Consider the following 13,726-nt stretch of genomic DNA (forward strand, 5'->3'; position numbering starts at 1 on the left):
TCACTCATTTGCCGCACTTTTTCCACCAGCGTTTAAACAAAAGATGCGGAATTTTTTGAGCATTCATTAGCGCTGCCCACCAGATTGAAAGGTGATTTTCATCACATTTATTCCCGATGCGTCTGTTTCAGGCCTCTCTGGCCAGGTATTGATAAGTATTTATTATGAAACTTTAATTTAACTATTTTTGCATTTTTGTTACCTCAGTTAAAATGATGTTGAAGTTATGTATTTTAATTTCAATACGTTAGTATTTATCTTGAGGGTTTTCAATGATTAGTAAAATTACCGGTGTGGTGCTTGCCATACTGGGTGTTGCGCTGGTGTATATGGGAGGCAAGCTGCTGTTCGCAGGCGGCAGTCTCTTTTATGCCCTGATGGGGGTTGGATTACTCATCACCGCGATAATGCTGTTCCTGCAGAAACGGGGGGCGCTGGCATTCTACGCAGTACTGATGTGGATCACCTTATTCTGGATTATCTGGGAGGTGGGTTTCGATAAATGGCAATGGATCCCCCGTGGCGATCTGTTCGGTATTATCGGCCTCTGGCTGGCGATGCCGTGGGTGGTTCGTCCACTTTTCCGCGGCGAGCGCGCTTTCCATCCATTTCTCGGCACAACGGTTATTGTCATGATCCTCGTGACGCTTGGTTTGTGCTTCTATGATCCGGTGACTCAGAACGGCACTCTTACCAGTGAGCGTAAGCCCACCGAACTGACCGTGCCGAAAGAGGACTGGACAGCCTACGGCGGTACTACCAATGGTCTGCGTTATTCCGCACTGAACCAGATTAATAACGGTAACGCGAAGGATCTGGAAATCGCCTGGACCTATCACACCGGCGATGTGCGTAAAGAAGACGACGCCAGCGAGTACACCTTCCAGGCGACCCCGCTGAAAGTCAACGGCATGCTCTATTTCTGTACGCCTCATAACGAGGTGCACGCGCTGAACCCGGAAACCGGGACGGTGCTGTGGAAATATATCCCGCCTAAAGATCGTTCTTACTTGCAACAGCATCAGACCTGTCGTGGCGTCAGCTACTATACCAACAGCCCAGCTCCGGCAGACAATACTGCTGCGCCCGCTCTGTGCCGTAAACGTATTTTCAACGCTACCGCGAATGCGCGTCTGGTTGCGCTGGATGCCGACAGCGGTAAGCTGTGTACCGATTTTGGTAACAATGGCGTTATCGATCTGCATGACAACATGGGCGAAACGCGTTCACATGCGCTGATGCATACCTCTGCGCCGCTGGTGGCGGGCGATCTGGTGATCGTTGGTGGTTCAGTGATGGATAACGGCTACCAGAACGGTAACCCTTCTGGCGTAATCCGCGCTTATGATGCCACCACAGGTCGTCTGGTGTGGAATTTCGATCCGGCTAACCCGGAAAATACCCGGCCGATTGCCGCAGACAAAAACTATCCTTATGACTCGCCGGTCGCCTGGGCGCCGCTGAGTGCGGATTTGCAAAACGGTCTGGTCTATGTGCCGTTCGGCAACGCTTCGCCGGATGAAGTGGGTATCGGACGTGATCCTGAAAGCAACACGGAAAAATTCCGTGACGCGCTGGTGGCGCTCGATCTGAAAACCGGCGCCTTCAAATGGCGTTATCAGAGTGCCAACAACGACCTGTGGGACCGCGATAACCCCTCTCAGCCTTCGCTGCTGAATATCGATTATCAGGGTAAAAATCAGCCGGTCGTCATCCTGCCGACCAAATCAGGCAACCTGTTTGTACTCAATCGCCTTACTGGCCAGCCGGTCTATCCGGTTAATCAGGTTAAAGTCTCTCAGGAAGGCGGCGTGCCGGGCGAGAAATTTGCCGCGACGCAGCCGGTTTCCAGCCTGAACTTTATCCCTGAGCCGTTAACCGAAAAAGCGATGTGGGGCGTGACGCCTTTCGATCAGATGGCCTGCCGTCTTGATTTCAAATCGCTGCGTTATGACGGTAACCCCTGGACGCCGGCTACGGAAAAAGGTTCGATTATTTTCCCGGGCAATATGGGTGTCTTTAACTGGGGTTCTGTGGCCATCGATCCGGAGCGTCAGCTGCTGATCGCTGCGCCGCTGCGCCTGGCTTATAAGTACACGCTGATTAAACGTACGCCAGAAACCGCCAGTGAACGTAAGTTCACCAAAGAGGGCGAACCTTACTGGAACGAAAACTTCCAGGGAGATTACGCTATCCGAATCCAGCAGCTGGCTTCCGATCTGGGCATCCCCTGTATTGCGCCGCCGTGGGGCCGTATGGTGGGCGTCGACCTGAAGACCGGTAAAACCGAGTGGCTGCGTCGTGTTGGTACCACGAAAAACCTGAAAACTACTTTTCTGCCGGGTCCTTTCCCGATTGGCTTCCCGATGGGAATGGTGGCGCATGGCGGTCCGCTGGTAACGGCAGGTGATGTGGTCTTCCACGGCGCGACGGCAGATAACTACTTCCGTGCCTATGACAGCAATACCGGTAAGCTGCTCTGGCAGATCGAGCTGAATGCGGGTGCGCAGGCCACACCATCAACCTTTATGGGCAAAGATGGTAAGCAGTACGTGGTGATTGCTGCCGGTGGTCATGGTTCGATGAAGACGACACCGGGAGATACGCTGGTCGCTTTCCGTCTGAAGTAACAATATACCGACTTGCTAAAGCGCCCCGCGGGGCGCTTTTTTTATGGCCGGGGATTAACGCAGCAGACGCGGGTCGAAGGAGAAGCTATGCTGTTGCACCGTTTTCAGCGCCGCCGTAAATGCGGGATGCTGAGGGTTGAGCAGGGCGTTACTCTCCTGCGGAATAATACTGGAGGGTACAATTAAGGCCAGGCTGCTGTTGCTCTCCAGCCAGCCGCTGCCGAGGTCCATGGTGGAGACCGGCGCCGGATCTGCGCGCCAGTCCTCAGGCAAATAGCGGTTTTCCAGTACCTGAACTTCCGTATCCGGCACCTCGAGCGTAAACAGCGCATAGTGCTCAAGCAGACTCTCTTTTTGCAGGTGGACCAGAATTTCCAGTGAGGCGAGGGCGATAGAGGTGGAAACATAGACGGCGGCGCTGCCTTTATGGTTCCAGCGACCGCCATACCATTTTGCGCCATTTCCGGTCCATGCTTCCTGCGCCCAGGCCGTTTTGGTCAGGCGGTAAAAGATCATGACCAGACACCGTGCTCCAGACGTCCAATCAAATCCAGTACTTCAATGGCGCCGCTTTCTGTAGCGACCAGAGTGACAGGCGCAATATTGCCCAGCGCTTTCACCGGATTGCGCAGCCACTGCCAGGCCGCATCTTTATCACCATTAAACAGCTGTACGGCGGCATCAAACACCCGCACCAGACGCGCGACGCGCTCGCTCTCATCCGGCGACAGCGTACGGCCTGCGCTTTTGCGCCGCGCCACATTGCGCTCATTAATCCCGGCAATACGCAAAATATCGGCCTTCGACATGTCAGCCCAGCGATGAATATTATCGAGAACTTCCACCGGCAACCCGGCCTGCAGAGCGCGCGTCAGTTCACGTCCGGTGTTGGCGGGCAACCCGGCAACGCGCCAGAGCGCCGCTTTACCGGGCTGTACAGCAGGAATGTAGGTACGCATAACTCGCTCCGCAAGCAGACAATTGACAGGGTTGATTATAGACAATTGTCTGGTTAAAGAACAGGGAAGATGATGTGATCAGCGCATCGGATGAAGAACGCAACGAGCGTGAGAGGCAATGCCAGGCCATCGGCTGTGCCAGTAAAGTAAACGGAAGGGAGCGTCAGAATAACGCACCCTGCAATTTATTCCGGGAAAAGTTATTTTTTATAATTTTGACGAACGCAGATTTTGTTGAAGCCACTGTTCAGGTAATTGCGAAATGATGAATAGCCAGGTTCATTCTCAGTCGCCGGGTGTCCTGTTTCAGCCGTAAATGCTGTAACACCAGACTGCTTGCCATCGCGTAACCGACGCATAATTAATGCCCTTTGCGTACCTTTCTGTCGCAATTCTGCCAGGGTTGTATCAATACCCAACCAGGCCGTGTGATGATCAATATAGATCGCCCCGGCGGCCACGGGCCGGTTATTATCCCAGGCAAGATAAGTTTTCCATTTTTCTCTGCCCACTAAAGCGGAAAACCATGGCCGGACCTGTTCAGGCAGCCCGAAACCTGACTGCACAACCAGACCAAAATTATCGGCATCATGAGTTCGAACGGGCCTGATTTCATAAGCCGAGGGGGGATGGGAGGTATCTGAAATAGCGGTATGATGCAGATAAAATTTTGCCCAGCCATTACCGGCAGGAGCCAGTTCTTGTTTGCGTAACCAGTCAATGGTTGCGGAGGTATTTAGCGCGGGATTTATCTGGAAGGCCCAGGCGTCAGCGTGAGTATTCAGCCATTGCAGGGCCTCAGCCAGTTCTTCATCACTGACGGGCTGCTCCGCACCCAGCGCCATAGCTCTGTTTAATTCGGTGATGGGTATCGCCGGACAGGCCAGTAAACCCAGACCATGAATAATAGTATGCTTTAATTTCAATTGTTCGCTTAATACTGCAGGCGCTGCGGCAAATAAATCCAGCCAGGCATCGCGCTCAACTTTTTCACAGGCAGAAATACTTTCAACGTCAATCATTTTAGCAACCCTCTGTTTGAGATTTATCGCATCGACAGACTTCAATAAAGAACTGTTTACTCAATTTTACAGAAAGAAATAGTTATTCAATATGCCAGATTTTATTTGCATGCAACATGCAAAGACCATGCGTTACACTCTTAATTAAACAGGAAAATCACGCGGCAAGAGCGATTAAAACAGATTTATTTTTCATTTGCATTTTACGCAGATTAAAAAAAATTTAGCGAATTGATATTGAGATTGCAGCACAAAAGGTGAATTTGAGAGTTATAACTTTTCAGGTTACGTCAGCAGGATGCGGATTAATATATTCACGGTTATAGATTATTTATATCCCTTGCCTGAGAGTGAATGATTTATCTGTGCGGCTTAACCGTTTTAGATTATGTTAATAACCATTAATGGGGCTGTACGACAGTAGTGAAGGTTAACGGGAGGAAAAATGGAGTTAGAGACGACGCGTCTGCGCCTGGAGCCATTCCGGCACGAACATTATGATGGCCTGCGGGCGATGGAGAATGATCCTGAGATTATGCGCTATATCAGTAATGGCAAGGTTAAAACGCCCGAAGAAACGCGAGCCAATATCGAACGCGTCACGCAGCGCTGGCAACAATATGGTTTTTCATGGTGGGCAATCCGGGAAAAAAAATCTGATGCGGTAGTGGGCGCAGCATGCCTGCAACATTTAGCCAACCAGGACGGCGCGCCTCTGGAGATTGGCTGGCGTCTGAACGCCAGTTCTCATGGCAAAGGTTATGCGACGGAAGCGGCGCAGGCGATTATTGAATTTGCCGCTGAAAAGGTTGGCGCAACGTATCTGGTGGCGGTGGCTGATCCTGAAAACAACGCATCGCAACGGGTGATGCAGAGACTGGGAATGAGATACAAAGGTATTGAACAGCATTATGATGTGCCTTGCGTGGTTTATGAACTGCAGATAACAGCGGCCTGATGGCCGGGGCCGGGATCTTACGGATTCCGGTTCTCTGAACCGGGAAGGCGATGATGACAGCGATACCCTGAGATCTTATTTAACATAATATACATTATACGCATCAAGGTAACGCAGCGTCGCTACTGACTATTTCAGCCTGTGTGAGACCGCTGTCGATTTTGCCTGTTCTGCGTCTCTTTCTTACGTCTGGCGATGTCTTTTGCCAGGCGCATCACTTTTTGCCTTACCTTCATGGCTTTGTTGGGCAATTCGCGTTGCCAGAATAATGGCGGCACATCATAGTGCTCTGGCTCTGCGGCGTAGATTGCAGCCAGCTGTTCAAAGATGGCATACAGTTTGAGATCGTATTCTGCCTGCTTTCTTGCCACCCGTTCTTGCATCACCAGCGCGAAAAGCGCATCCACATGTTTTTTCATATCACGAAACGTAGTTCCGTCACCTTCACAGCCTTGCTCAAGCTTCTCAAGCAAAAAGTAAACTGCTGGCAGCATCAACGCTTTAATGCGTCCAGTCTCGATCTCAGGATTTCGGCGTAAATCCATCAGATTGCTGAACCGCGATTTCAGACAGGCGATCGGGTTGATGACGCGAACCAGCTCATGTGACTCCGGCTCATCGGGACCCTGCGCTTCTATCCAAAAACGCTCAGTATTAAGCAGCAGTCGCTCTCCAGAAAAATCCTCCCAGGTGAAACCTGAAGGAAAATCAATGACATCAATGGTATTAGGTCTGAGCTCCTCACAATCCGGCTCAGCAAAATACCGCCCGTTAACTTCTTTTATGGCGTGTGTTTTGCTGTCCAGTAAAGCAAAACGGGCCAGCGATGGCGGATGCCCGCCTTCGTTCATGGCCGGATCGACGCCCAGAGCCTCAGCAATCGCAATGATATCGTGACGTCGTGCGGAATAATCTAAATCAACTGAAGTAATAATCCTTTGATCCGGCAGTACGCCCGAATATAACTCACGATAATACGCTACCCAGTACTGTACGGCCTGGCCACCAATAGTAATAACTGCATCATGAAGGTTATCAGCTCTGGCGATCAGCTGTTTGTTGAGAAGATAGGCCTGTTCGTGGGCGGGAATGATCAGAGCATCAGACATAAAAAAACCATCCTTTTATAGATGGTTTATTCTGTATCAGAAGTATTGTTCAGGCAAAGCTAACAACATGCTTAGTGCGTATTTTTGACGCTTTGCTGTAACGTGGTTTCTCGGCAGGTTTATAGCCTTTTTCCCCCTTCACCACGGCAAGGGCTTCTGCGTCATAACGCGCATGCTGTTCTGCTTTCAAACGTAATGGAGACATAATGCTGTTACCTGAACGAATCATATTTTAAATTTATACTCATTTTACCAGCAATACAATACCACTGCTTTGCGCGCATTTAACGTTCCTGCCTGCGAATTGCCGCACCTATCTGCACTGGTCCGCACAGGCCTGTACACACATCTGCGCTTCCGAGCTACAGCCGCCGCCTTCTTTATTATTGCAATGGCTACGCGCGACATAACAGTTCGCCTGACACGTCGAGACATCACATTTTGCCGCCGCGGGTGTGAAAAATGGCACGGCAGCTTTGGGCTGAAAAAGCGCGGGCTGCGCCTGTTGTGCCCACAGGTTGCCGCTGACCAGGCAGCCCAGAACGATAATCAGGTTACGTAGCATAGTAGTCATTTCATTGCTCCGCTAAGGATTGGCCTGTTATCAGTATGGCTGTAACCAGCGCGGATAACAGGCTTTGTAACATTTTTTCAGGAGAAAACCGCTGTCGGCGTATAAGCTTTTTTGACACACATATTGGAGGAAGTATGCAAAAACGTGCGCTTATCGTCGGTGTCAGCGGGATTATCGGCTCCTCGCTGGCAGAGCGGCTGATCCAGCAAGGCTGGACAGTATATGGTTTATCGCGCGGGCGTTCGCCCGTTCCTGCTGGTTGCCATGCCCTGACGGCCGATCTGACTGCGCCTGATGACGTCAAACAGGCGCTGGACGAGCTACAGATCGACGCCCTTTTCTTCTCAGTCTGGGCACGTCAGGAGAATGAAAAAGAGAATATTCGGGTCAATGGTGCCATGATTCGTCATGTGATCGATGCCTTGAATCACCGGTTAAAAGATAAGCATGTGGCGCTGGTTACCGGGCTGAAACACTATCTCGGTCCTTTTGATGCTTATGGCAAAGGCGCCGTGCCGTTAACGCCGTTTCGTGAAGAACAAGGCCGCCAGCCGGTCGACAACTTTTATTATGCGCAGGAGGATGAACTCTTTGCCGGTGCGCAACGCTATGGCTACAGCTGGAGCGTTCACCGTCCGCATACCGTGATTGGCTATGCGCTGGGCAATGCGATGAACATGGGACAGACGCTGGCCGTGTATGCTTCGCTCTGTAAATATCATGGCCTGCCCTTTATCTTTCCGGGTTCCTCAGCGCAGTGGCACGGCGTTACCGATATGAGCAGCGCCAGCCTGGTGGCGGAACAGCTGGAATGGGCGGCAACCTCGCCTGCGGCGCGCAATCAGGATTTCAATACAGTGAACGGTGACGTCTTTCGCTGGAAATGGATGTGGTCAGAGATCGCCAGCTATTTCGGCATTGAGGCCGCCCCGCTACCTGACACGCCGCAACCGCTGGAATCCCGGATGCAGAGCGCAGAAGCGGATCGACTGTGGCAGGCGCTGGCGCAACGCTTCCATTTGAAAGAGTCCGATATTAATAAGCTGGCTTCCTGGTGGCATACCGACGCGGATCTGGGACGTCCGATGGAGGTCTTTACCGATATGAGCAAAAGCCGTAAAGCAGGTTTCACCGGTTATCACGCCACACGCGACGACTTTTTTGCGCTGTTCGACAAACTGAAACAGGAACAGCTGATCCCGTCCTGAGCGACAGTCCGGGACCAGGGGTCTTAATGTTATGTTAAATTCCGGCCCGGCATCAGGGTGCCAGAGCCGGATTAAAGCCTGCCCTAATCCCGTGCTGATAAATTTCATTCAGCCGCAGGCTGTAAGTCAGCGGATCGTGCTGCTCACGGATGCGTTGAATAGCCTCCTCGCCTTTTTGCTGTAACTGCGCAGGATCATTAATGATGGACAGCAGTGTACTTTGTAGTTGATCCACCAACTGTTGCCGTATCTGCTCCTTTTTTTTCAGGCCGCTAACAGATAATTCCCGATCGTCATTCAGGTGATTTTCCAGCAGCCAGCCCACTGACGGCGGATTAATTTCCGGCAGCGCGCGCACATTGCTGGTGATCACCGGACAGCCGCTTGCTTGCATCTCCAGCACGGAAAAACCATAGGTTTCCTGCCAGGTAGGTAATAAACCGATATCGCTGCGCGCAAAAAGCGCCAGCAATGCCTCATTCGTCATCGCAGGCTGATGCCGGAAGCATGGATGACGTGCGATAGACTGCTCAATATGGCGATAAAACGGCTCTTCATCCTGAAACTGGCGATGCGCAATGTTATGACGTTTGCTCAGATCGCCAATCAGGTGCACCTCCAGGCGCTGCGCATCAATCTCGCCCTTCCCGATTAACTGGCTAATCGCCAGAACGACCTCGGCTCCCCCTTTACGATAAAACTCATTGCCGACAAAAACCAGACGCACTATCTCATCGATCTTCACTGCTTTTTGCTGAACGATAAGTTTTTGCGGTGGATGCATCACCACCGTTTTGGCGCAAATGCGTGCAGCCAGATCGGGCTGTTTGCTGAAAAGTTTTTTCTGCATATGCAAAGCCGAGTCCGAGATGGCAATCAGTCCCAGGCAATTGTCTTTTAACACCTGCGAAGCGAGCCGATAAAGTTCAGGATTATCCTGTTTGGCGACGCCAGGCACCGGCAATACACGTGGCAGTTCGGTTTCAAAGGTCGCGACCCATTTTTTACGGGTAATCGCCACCTCATTAAATAAGTGCAATACATCCACTTTACCCGGGGTTGTAAGCGGTATGGGTAAAAAAACGAAGCATTTATTCTTTTTAAATAATCGTCTGCGTAGGGGGTTAAGATAATAAAAAACATTGCTTTTTTTCAGGTTGATATAGTTATTTTCGGAATTAATCAAAATATTTTTTTGTTCCGGGTATAATGTGTTAGAGACGCCTACATTCATGATCTCTTTCGTCCTGCAGCATGATTTCTCTCATCTATAGCACAGAAAATTTGCCAGAACCTTATGCGAAATATCTTAAAGCTGCGCGGCGCTTAAAACGATTAAGTAAATTCCTCCCGGGAGACGCAATTATTTCCTCCGTCAGTGAGGTGGCTGATTTCAGGATTCAGCCTGAGTAACAAAAGTCAGCGCCAGTTAAACCTGTAGTTAAGGTTTTAAATAAATGAATTTAAGAGAGAAATAAATTGAAGGTTGTTTTTTTCTTTCCTGTCGACTGTTTTTACAGCGCACAAGTGGATAATTTTCACCAGGAATAACCGCAGCCGTTAATCCGCACAGGATGGGAAATTTTTAATGGTTATTGTCAGGGGCAGGATATTTAACAGCAATAGTTAAGTTTTTAGCCGGCTGAGAAGACACTGACTCTGCAACATTTCTGATTGCGTACGCGAGCAGCAGGCGGAAAATGCAAGCTGGTCACGCCCGGCAAAACAGCGCAACAGGATCAGGCTGAACCCCGACAGGCGTTCAGCCATCACAACAGCTGAAGGGTTACTCCGCCAGTCCGCGGTTTTTCAGCATCGGTTCGATGCGCGGTTCATGGCCGCGCCAGCGCTGATAAAGCGCTTTTAGATCGCAGCTGTTACCGCGCGACAAAATCATCTCCCGGAAGCGCTGCCCGTTCTCCCGGGTCAGGCCGCCGTTCTCAACGAACCACAGGTAGCCGTCATCAGCCAGCATCTGCGTCCAGATGTAAGCGTAATAACCTGCCGCATAGCCCCCGCCCCAGATATGCTGGAAATAACTGGAGCGATAGCGCGGCGGTACGGCTGCCAGATCAATGTTTTCCTGCGCCAGCACCTGGCGTTCAAAAGCGTCGGTGGCCGCGGGAATCTGATCCAGACTCAGGCTGTGCCAGTGCTGATCGAGCAAGGCCGCAGCCAGCAGCTCGGTCATGTCATAGCCTTTATTAAACTGCTCCGCGCGGATAATTTTTTCATGCAGCACCGCAGGCATCGGCTCGCCCGTTTCATAATGGCGGGCATAGTGCCGGAATACCTGCGCTTCGCTGGCCCAGTGTTCATAAAACTGCGACGGGAACTCCACAAAGTCGCGCGGCGTGGCGGTGCCGGAAAGTGTCGGATAGCGCTGTTCGGCAAACAGGCCATGCAACGTATGGCCAAATTCATGGAACAGAGTGATCACTTCGTCCCAGCTTAACAGCGCCGGCTCTCCGGCAGGCGGTTTGGTGTAGTTACAGACGTTGTAGATAACGGGCTTGCTGTTCAGCAAGTGGGACTGATTAACAAAGTTGCTCATCCAGGCGCCGCCGCCTTTGTTATCGCGCGTAAAGTAGTCGGTATAAAAAAGCGCCATCGGCGTGTCGTCGGCATCAAAAATCTCATAGACGCGCACATCCGGATGATAAACCGGCAGATCGTGGCGCTCGCTAAAGCGGATCCCGTAGAGGCAGGAGGCGGTCCAGAACACCCCTTTCTCCAGCACGTTATTAAGCTCAAAATAGGGGCGAATCGCATTTTCATCGAGATCGTAGCGGGCGTGACGCACCTGTTCAGCATAAAAATGCCAGTCCCAGGGCGTCAGGGTAAAACCGCCCCGCTGTTCATCAATGGTTTGCTGGATCGCCGCAGCTTCACGTTGTGCCCGTGCAGTGGCGGCAGGCACGATGTTGCGCATAAAGTTGAGTGCTGCCGCCGGGGTTTTCGCCATCTGATCCTGCAGTTGCCATTCGGCATAGCTGTTGAAACCCAGCAACTGTGCCTGACGGGCTCTGACCTGCGCCAGACGCAGCACCAGCTGGCGCGTATCGTTTTCATCCCCTTTTTCAGTGCGGCTGACAGAGGCATTGAACAGCGCTTCGCGCGTACTGCGGGACTGCAGCGCCTGCAGCGCGGGCTGCTGCGTGGTGTTCTGCAGGAGCAGCAGCCAGGCCCCGTCCAGACCGCGGGCGCGGGCCGCGTCGGCAGCGACCGCCAGATCGGCCGCGCTCAGCCCCGCCAGCTGTTGCGGATCCCGGATCGTCAGCGCGCCCGCTTTGGTCGCCGCCAGTAGCTTATTGGTGAACCTGGTACTCAGCGTACTGGCTTCCTGATTCAGCGCTTTAAGCGCGGCTTTGTTCTCTGCGCTCAGTCTGGCACCTGCGAGCTGAAACTGCTGCCAGGTCACTTCCACCAGGCGCAGGGATTCTGCATCCAGTTGCAATTGATGGCGCTGCTGATAAACCACATCGAGACGCGCAAAGAGCTGGCTGTTCAGATGGATATCATCCTCCAGCGCGGTAAGCTGCGGCGCTATCTCCTCATTAACCTGCTGCAGATAGTCGCTGGTATTGGCGGCGGTCATAGCGCTGAATACCAGATTCACGCGGTTCAGCAATTCGCCGCTGCGCTCCAGCGCCTCGTAAGTATTGGCAAAGGTGGGCGCGTCACTCGCTTCTGCAATACGGGCGACTTCCTGACGTTTGGCGGCTATCCCCGCCTGCAGCGCAGGCAGAAAATCTTCTTCACAAATATGGTCAAACGGGGGTGCCTGATATGGCAAAGTACTGGGGCTTAAGAAAGGGTTCTGTTTGCTGTTCATGATGACTCCTGACAGGCCGCGTAAAACAACATGCTAACAGCTTAGCGCGCCTTTGCCGCAACTTTACACCGTGCGTGGCCACACCGGCTGACCGTTAACCCAGGTCTGCATAATGTTCCGGTCGTCGCCCAGCGTCATTAAGGCAAACAGTTTCTCATCGATATCTTTGCTGTTGGCACCGCGCAGCTGTTGCAACGGGGAGACGGCGGGATCGAGCACCACAAAATCCGCCTCCTTGCCCGCTTCAAAGTTGCCGATCCATTTATCAAGGTCGAGCGCATGGGCGCCACCGAGCGTCGCGTGATAGAACGCTTCACGGGCGCTCAGCCGATAGTGATTCAGTTGCCCTACTTTTCCCGCGTCATTCAGGGTTTGCAGCAGATTAAAGGTGGTGCCTGCCCCGATATCGGTGCCGATCCCCATTTTTACCCGTTTCTGCCAGCAGCGTTGCAGATTAAACAGCCCGCTACCAAGAAAGAGATTGGAGGTCGGGCAAAAGGCGATGGAGGAATGGGTTGCGGACAGGCAATCCCACTCCTTCTCTTCCAGATGGAGACAATGAGCAAAAACGCTGCGGCGACCGGTAAGCTGATAATGATGATAAACATCGAGATAATTTTCCCGCTCCGGAAACAGCGATTTCACCCAGGCCACTTCCTGCGGGGTTTCGCTCAGGTGTGTCTGTAGCCAGAGATCGGGCCAGCGTCGGCGCAGCATCTGCACTTTCTCCAGCAGCGCCGGTGAGCAGCCTGGCGCAAAGCGCGGCGTCAGCGCGTAGCTCAGCCGACCGTGATGATGCCAGCGCGTAATCAGTTCACAGGTTTGCTGAAAACTGGTTTCCGCATCTTCAAGCAGATAGTCGGGGGCATTGCGATCCATCATCACCTTGCCGGCAATCAGCCGCATATTCAGCGCGCTGGCGGCGCTAAACAGCGCATCTACAGATTGCGGATGCACCGAGCCGAACACCAGCGCGCTGGTGGTGCCGTTGCGCAGAAGCTGATCGAGGAAAAAGTCAGACATGCGTGCCGCGTGCTGTGCGCAGTGATAGCGCCCTTCGGCCGGAAAGGCGTAGTGATGCAGCCACGTCTGCAACTCCCCGCCAGGAGCGCCTGTGATCTCAGTCTGCGGATAGTGGATATGGGTATCGATAAAACCCGGCATAATCAGTTTGCCGCGCAGATCGATCACCTCCGCCGCCTTTACATCACCTCCGGGAGCGATGGGTTGTAAACGCACAATGCGGCCTGCCTCAATCAACAACACGCCATCTTCAATATAACGGGCTTGCCCGGCAATCTCTTCTGCGCTGGACGCAGTGGCGCGGAAATCAAAGAATGATGCCCGAATCGCTTGTACCGTGCTGGAAGGCATAGAGATCCCTTATCGCTGGCGCATAACGGCGGAAAGCGCAGTGTCAGAGTTGTGTCT

The 13,726-nt window shown here is 52.4% G+C and carries 12 protein-coding genes; 3 read left to right on the forward strand and 9 right to left on the reverse strand.

The annotated features are described in order from the left end of the window. Window positions 1-272 precede the first annotated feature (272 nt). Window positions 273-2,630: a membrane-bound PQQ-dependent dehydrogenase, glucose/quinate/shikimate family gene (locus E0E17_RS16115; RefSeq protein WP_130835011.1), complete on the forward strand. Its 2,358-nt coding sequence runs from the start codon at window positions 273-275 to the stop codon at window positions 2,628-2,630. Window positions 2,631-2,684: 54 nt separating this feature from the next. On the opposite strand, the gene E0E17_RS16120 is transcribed toward E0E17_RS16115, so the two are convergent. The 3 genes from E0E17_RS16120 to E0E17_RS16130 form a co-directional block, all read right to left on the reverse strand. Continuing rightward, window positions 2,685-3,146, reverse strand: coding sequence for an RES family NAD+ phosphorylase (locus E0E17_RS16120; protein ID WP_130835012.1), 462 nt, complete (start codon window positions 3,144-3,146; stop codon window positions 2,685-2,687). Beyond that, complete coding sequence (locus E0E17_RS16125) at window positions 3,143-3,589, reverse strand: Xre family toxin-antitoxin system antitoxin (protein ID WP_130835013.1); 447 nt, start codon at window positions 3,587-3,589, stop codon at window positions 3,143-3,145. The genes E0E17_RS16120 and E0E17_RS16125 overlap by 4 nt, the downstream gene beginning before the upstream one ends. A gap of 200 nt (window positions 3,590-3,789) precedes the next feature. Then, window positions 3,790-4,656, reverse strand: coding sequence for a GNAT family N-acetyltransferase (locus E0E17_RS16130; protein WP_130835014.1), 867 nt, complete (start codon window positions 4,654-4,656; stop codon window positions 3,790-3,792). 400 nt (window positions 4,657-5,056) lie between these two features. Between E0E17_RS16130 and E0E17_RS16135 the strand changes: the two genes are divergently transcribed. Continuing rightward, the gene (locus E0E17_RS16135; protein WP_130835015.1) at window positions 5,057-5,569 is read left to right on the forward strand and encodes a GNAT family N-acetyltransferase; all 513 of its coding nucleotides are present in this window, start codon (window positions 5,057-5,059) and stop codon (window positions 5,567-5,569) included. Window positions 5,570-5,703: 134 nt separating this feature from the next. On the opposite strand, the gene E0E17_RS20350 is transcribed toward E0E17_RS16135, so the two are convergent. The 3 genes from E0E17_RS20350 to E0E17_RS16145 all read right to left on the reverse strand — a co-directional run bounded on the left by E0E17_RS20350 (window position 5,704) and on the right by E0E17_RS16145 (window position 7,252). After that, window positions 5,704-6,678 (reverse strand): hypothetical protein, encoded by a 975-nt coding sequence (locus E0E17_RS20350; RefSeq protein WP_207302061.1) that lies wholly within the window; start codon window positions 6,676-6,678, stop codon window positions 5,704-5,706. 49 nt (window positions 6,679-6,727) lie between these two features. Beyond that, window positions 6,728-6,883, reverse strand: coding sequence for a hypothetical protein (locus E0E17_RS20255; RefSeq protein ID WP_165446240.1), 156 nt, complete (start codon window positions 6,881-6,883; stop codon window positions 6,728-6,730). Window positions 6,884-6,991: 108 nt separating this feature from the next. Next, on the reverse strand, window positions 6,992-7,252 hold the full coding sequence (locus E0E17_RS16145; protein WP_237680802.1) for a hypothetical protein: 261 nt from the start codon (window positions 7,250-7,252) through the stop codon (window positions 6,992-6,994). Window positions 7,253-7,386: 134 nt separating this feature from the next. Here E0E17_RS16145 and E0E17_RS16150 point away from each other — a divergent pair, with 134 nt between their 5' ends. Further along, window positions 7,387-8,460, forward strand: a complete 1,074-nt coding sequence (locus tag E0E17_RS16150) for an SDR family oxidoreductase (protein ID WP_130835016.1) — start codon at window positions 7,387-7,389, stop codon at window positions 8,458-8,460. A 52-nt stretch (window positions 8,461-8,512) separates the two neighbouring features. On the opposite strand, the gene E0E17_RS16155 is transcribed toward E0E17_RS16150, so the two are convergent. The 3 genes from E0E17_RS16155 to guaD all read right to left on the reverse strand — a co-directional run bounded on the left by E0E17_RS16155 (window position 8,513) and on the right by guaD (window position 13,669). Next, window positions 8,513-9,508: a glycosyltransferase gene (locus tag E0E17_RS16155; RefSeq protein ID WP_237680803.1), complete on the reverse strand. Its 996-nt coding sequence runs from the start codon at window positions 9,506-9,508 to the stop codon at window positions 8,513-8,515. A 738-nt stretch (window positions 9,509-10,246) separates the two neighbouring features. Continuing rightward, complete coding sequence (gene dcp, locus E0E17_RS16160) at window positions 10,247-12,295, reverse strand: peptidyl-dipeptidase Dcp (protein WP_130835018.1); 2,049 nt, start codon at window positions 12,293-12,295, stop codon at window positions 10,247-10,249. 63 nt (window positions 12,296-12,358) lie between these two features. Next, on the reverse strand, window positions 12,359-13,669 hold the full coding sequence (gene guaD, locus E0E17_RS16165; RefSeq protein WP_130835019.1) for a guanine deaminase: 1,311 nt from the start codon (window positions 13,667-13,669) through the stop codon (window positions 12,359-12,361). Window positions 13,670-13,726: the final 57 nt, after the last annotated feature.

It is taken from the genome of [Erwinia] mediterraneensis (assembly GCF_900604315.1).
GTDB classification, from domain to species: domain Bacteria; phylum Pseudomonadota; class Gammaproteobacteria; order Enterobacterales; family Enterobacteriaceae; genus Pantoea; species Pantoea mediterraneensis_A.

Excerpts from the sequence above, each read along its gene's own strand:
- E0E17_RS20350 (WP_207302061.1), bottom strand. The coding sequence starts at position 6,678 with ATGTCTGATGCTCTGATCATTCCCGCCCACGAACAGGCCTATCTTCTC.
- dcp (WP_130835018.1), bottom strand. The coding sequence starts at position 12,295 with ATGAACAGCAAACAGAACCCTTTCTTAAGCCCCAGTACTTTGCCATAT.
- E0E17_RS16125 (WP_130835013.1), bottom strand. The coding sequence starts at position 3,589 with ATGCGTACCTACATTCCTGCTGTACAGCCCGGTAAAGCGGCGCTCTGG.
- E0E17_RS20255 (WP_165446240.1), bottom strand. The coding sequence starts at position 6,883 with ATGTCTCCATTACGTTTGAAAGCAGAACAGCATGCGCGTTATGACGCA.
- guaD (WP_130835019.1), bottom strand. The coding sequence starts at position 13,669 with ATGCCTTCCAGCACGGTACAAGCGATTCGGGCATCATTCTTTGATTTC.
- E0E17_RS16145 (WP_237680802.1), bottom strand. The coding sequence starts at position 7,252 with ATGACTACTATGCTACGTAACCTGATTATCGTTCTGGGCTGCCTGGTC.
- E0E17_RS16120 (WP_130835012.1), bottom strand. The coding sequence starts at position 3,146 with ATGATCTTTTACCGCCTGACCAAAACGGCCTGGGCGCAGGAAGCATGG.
- E0E17_RS16135 (WP_130835015.1), top strand. The coding sequence starts at position 5,057 with ATGGAGTTAGAGACGACGCGTCTGCGCCTGGAGCCATTCCGGCACGAA.
- E0E17_RS16115 (WP_130835011.1), top strand. The coding sequence starts at position 273 with ATGATTAGTAAAATTACCGGTGTGGTGCTTGCCATACTGGGTGTTGCG.
- E0E17_RS16150 (WP_130835016.1), top strand. The coding sequence starts at position 7,387 with ATGCAAAAACGTGCGCTTATCGTCGGTGTCAGCGGGATTATCGGCTCC.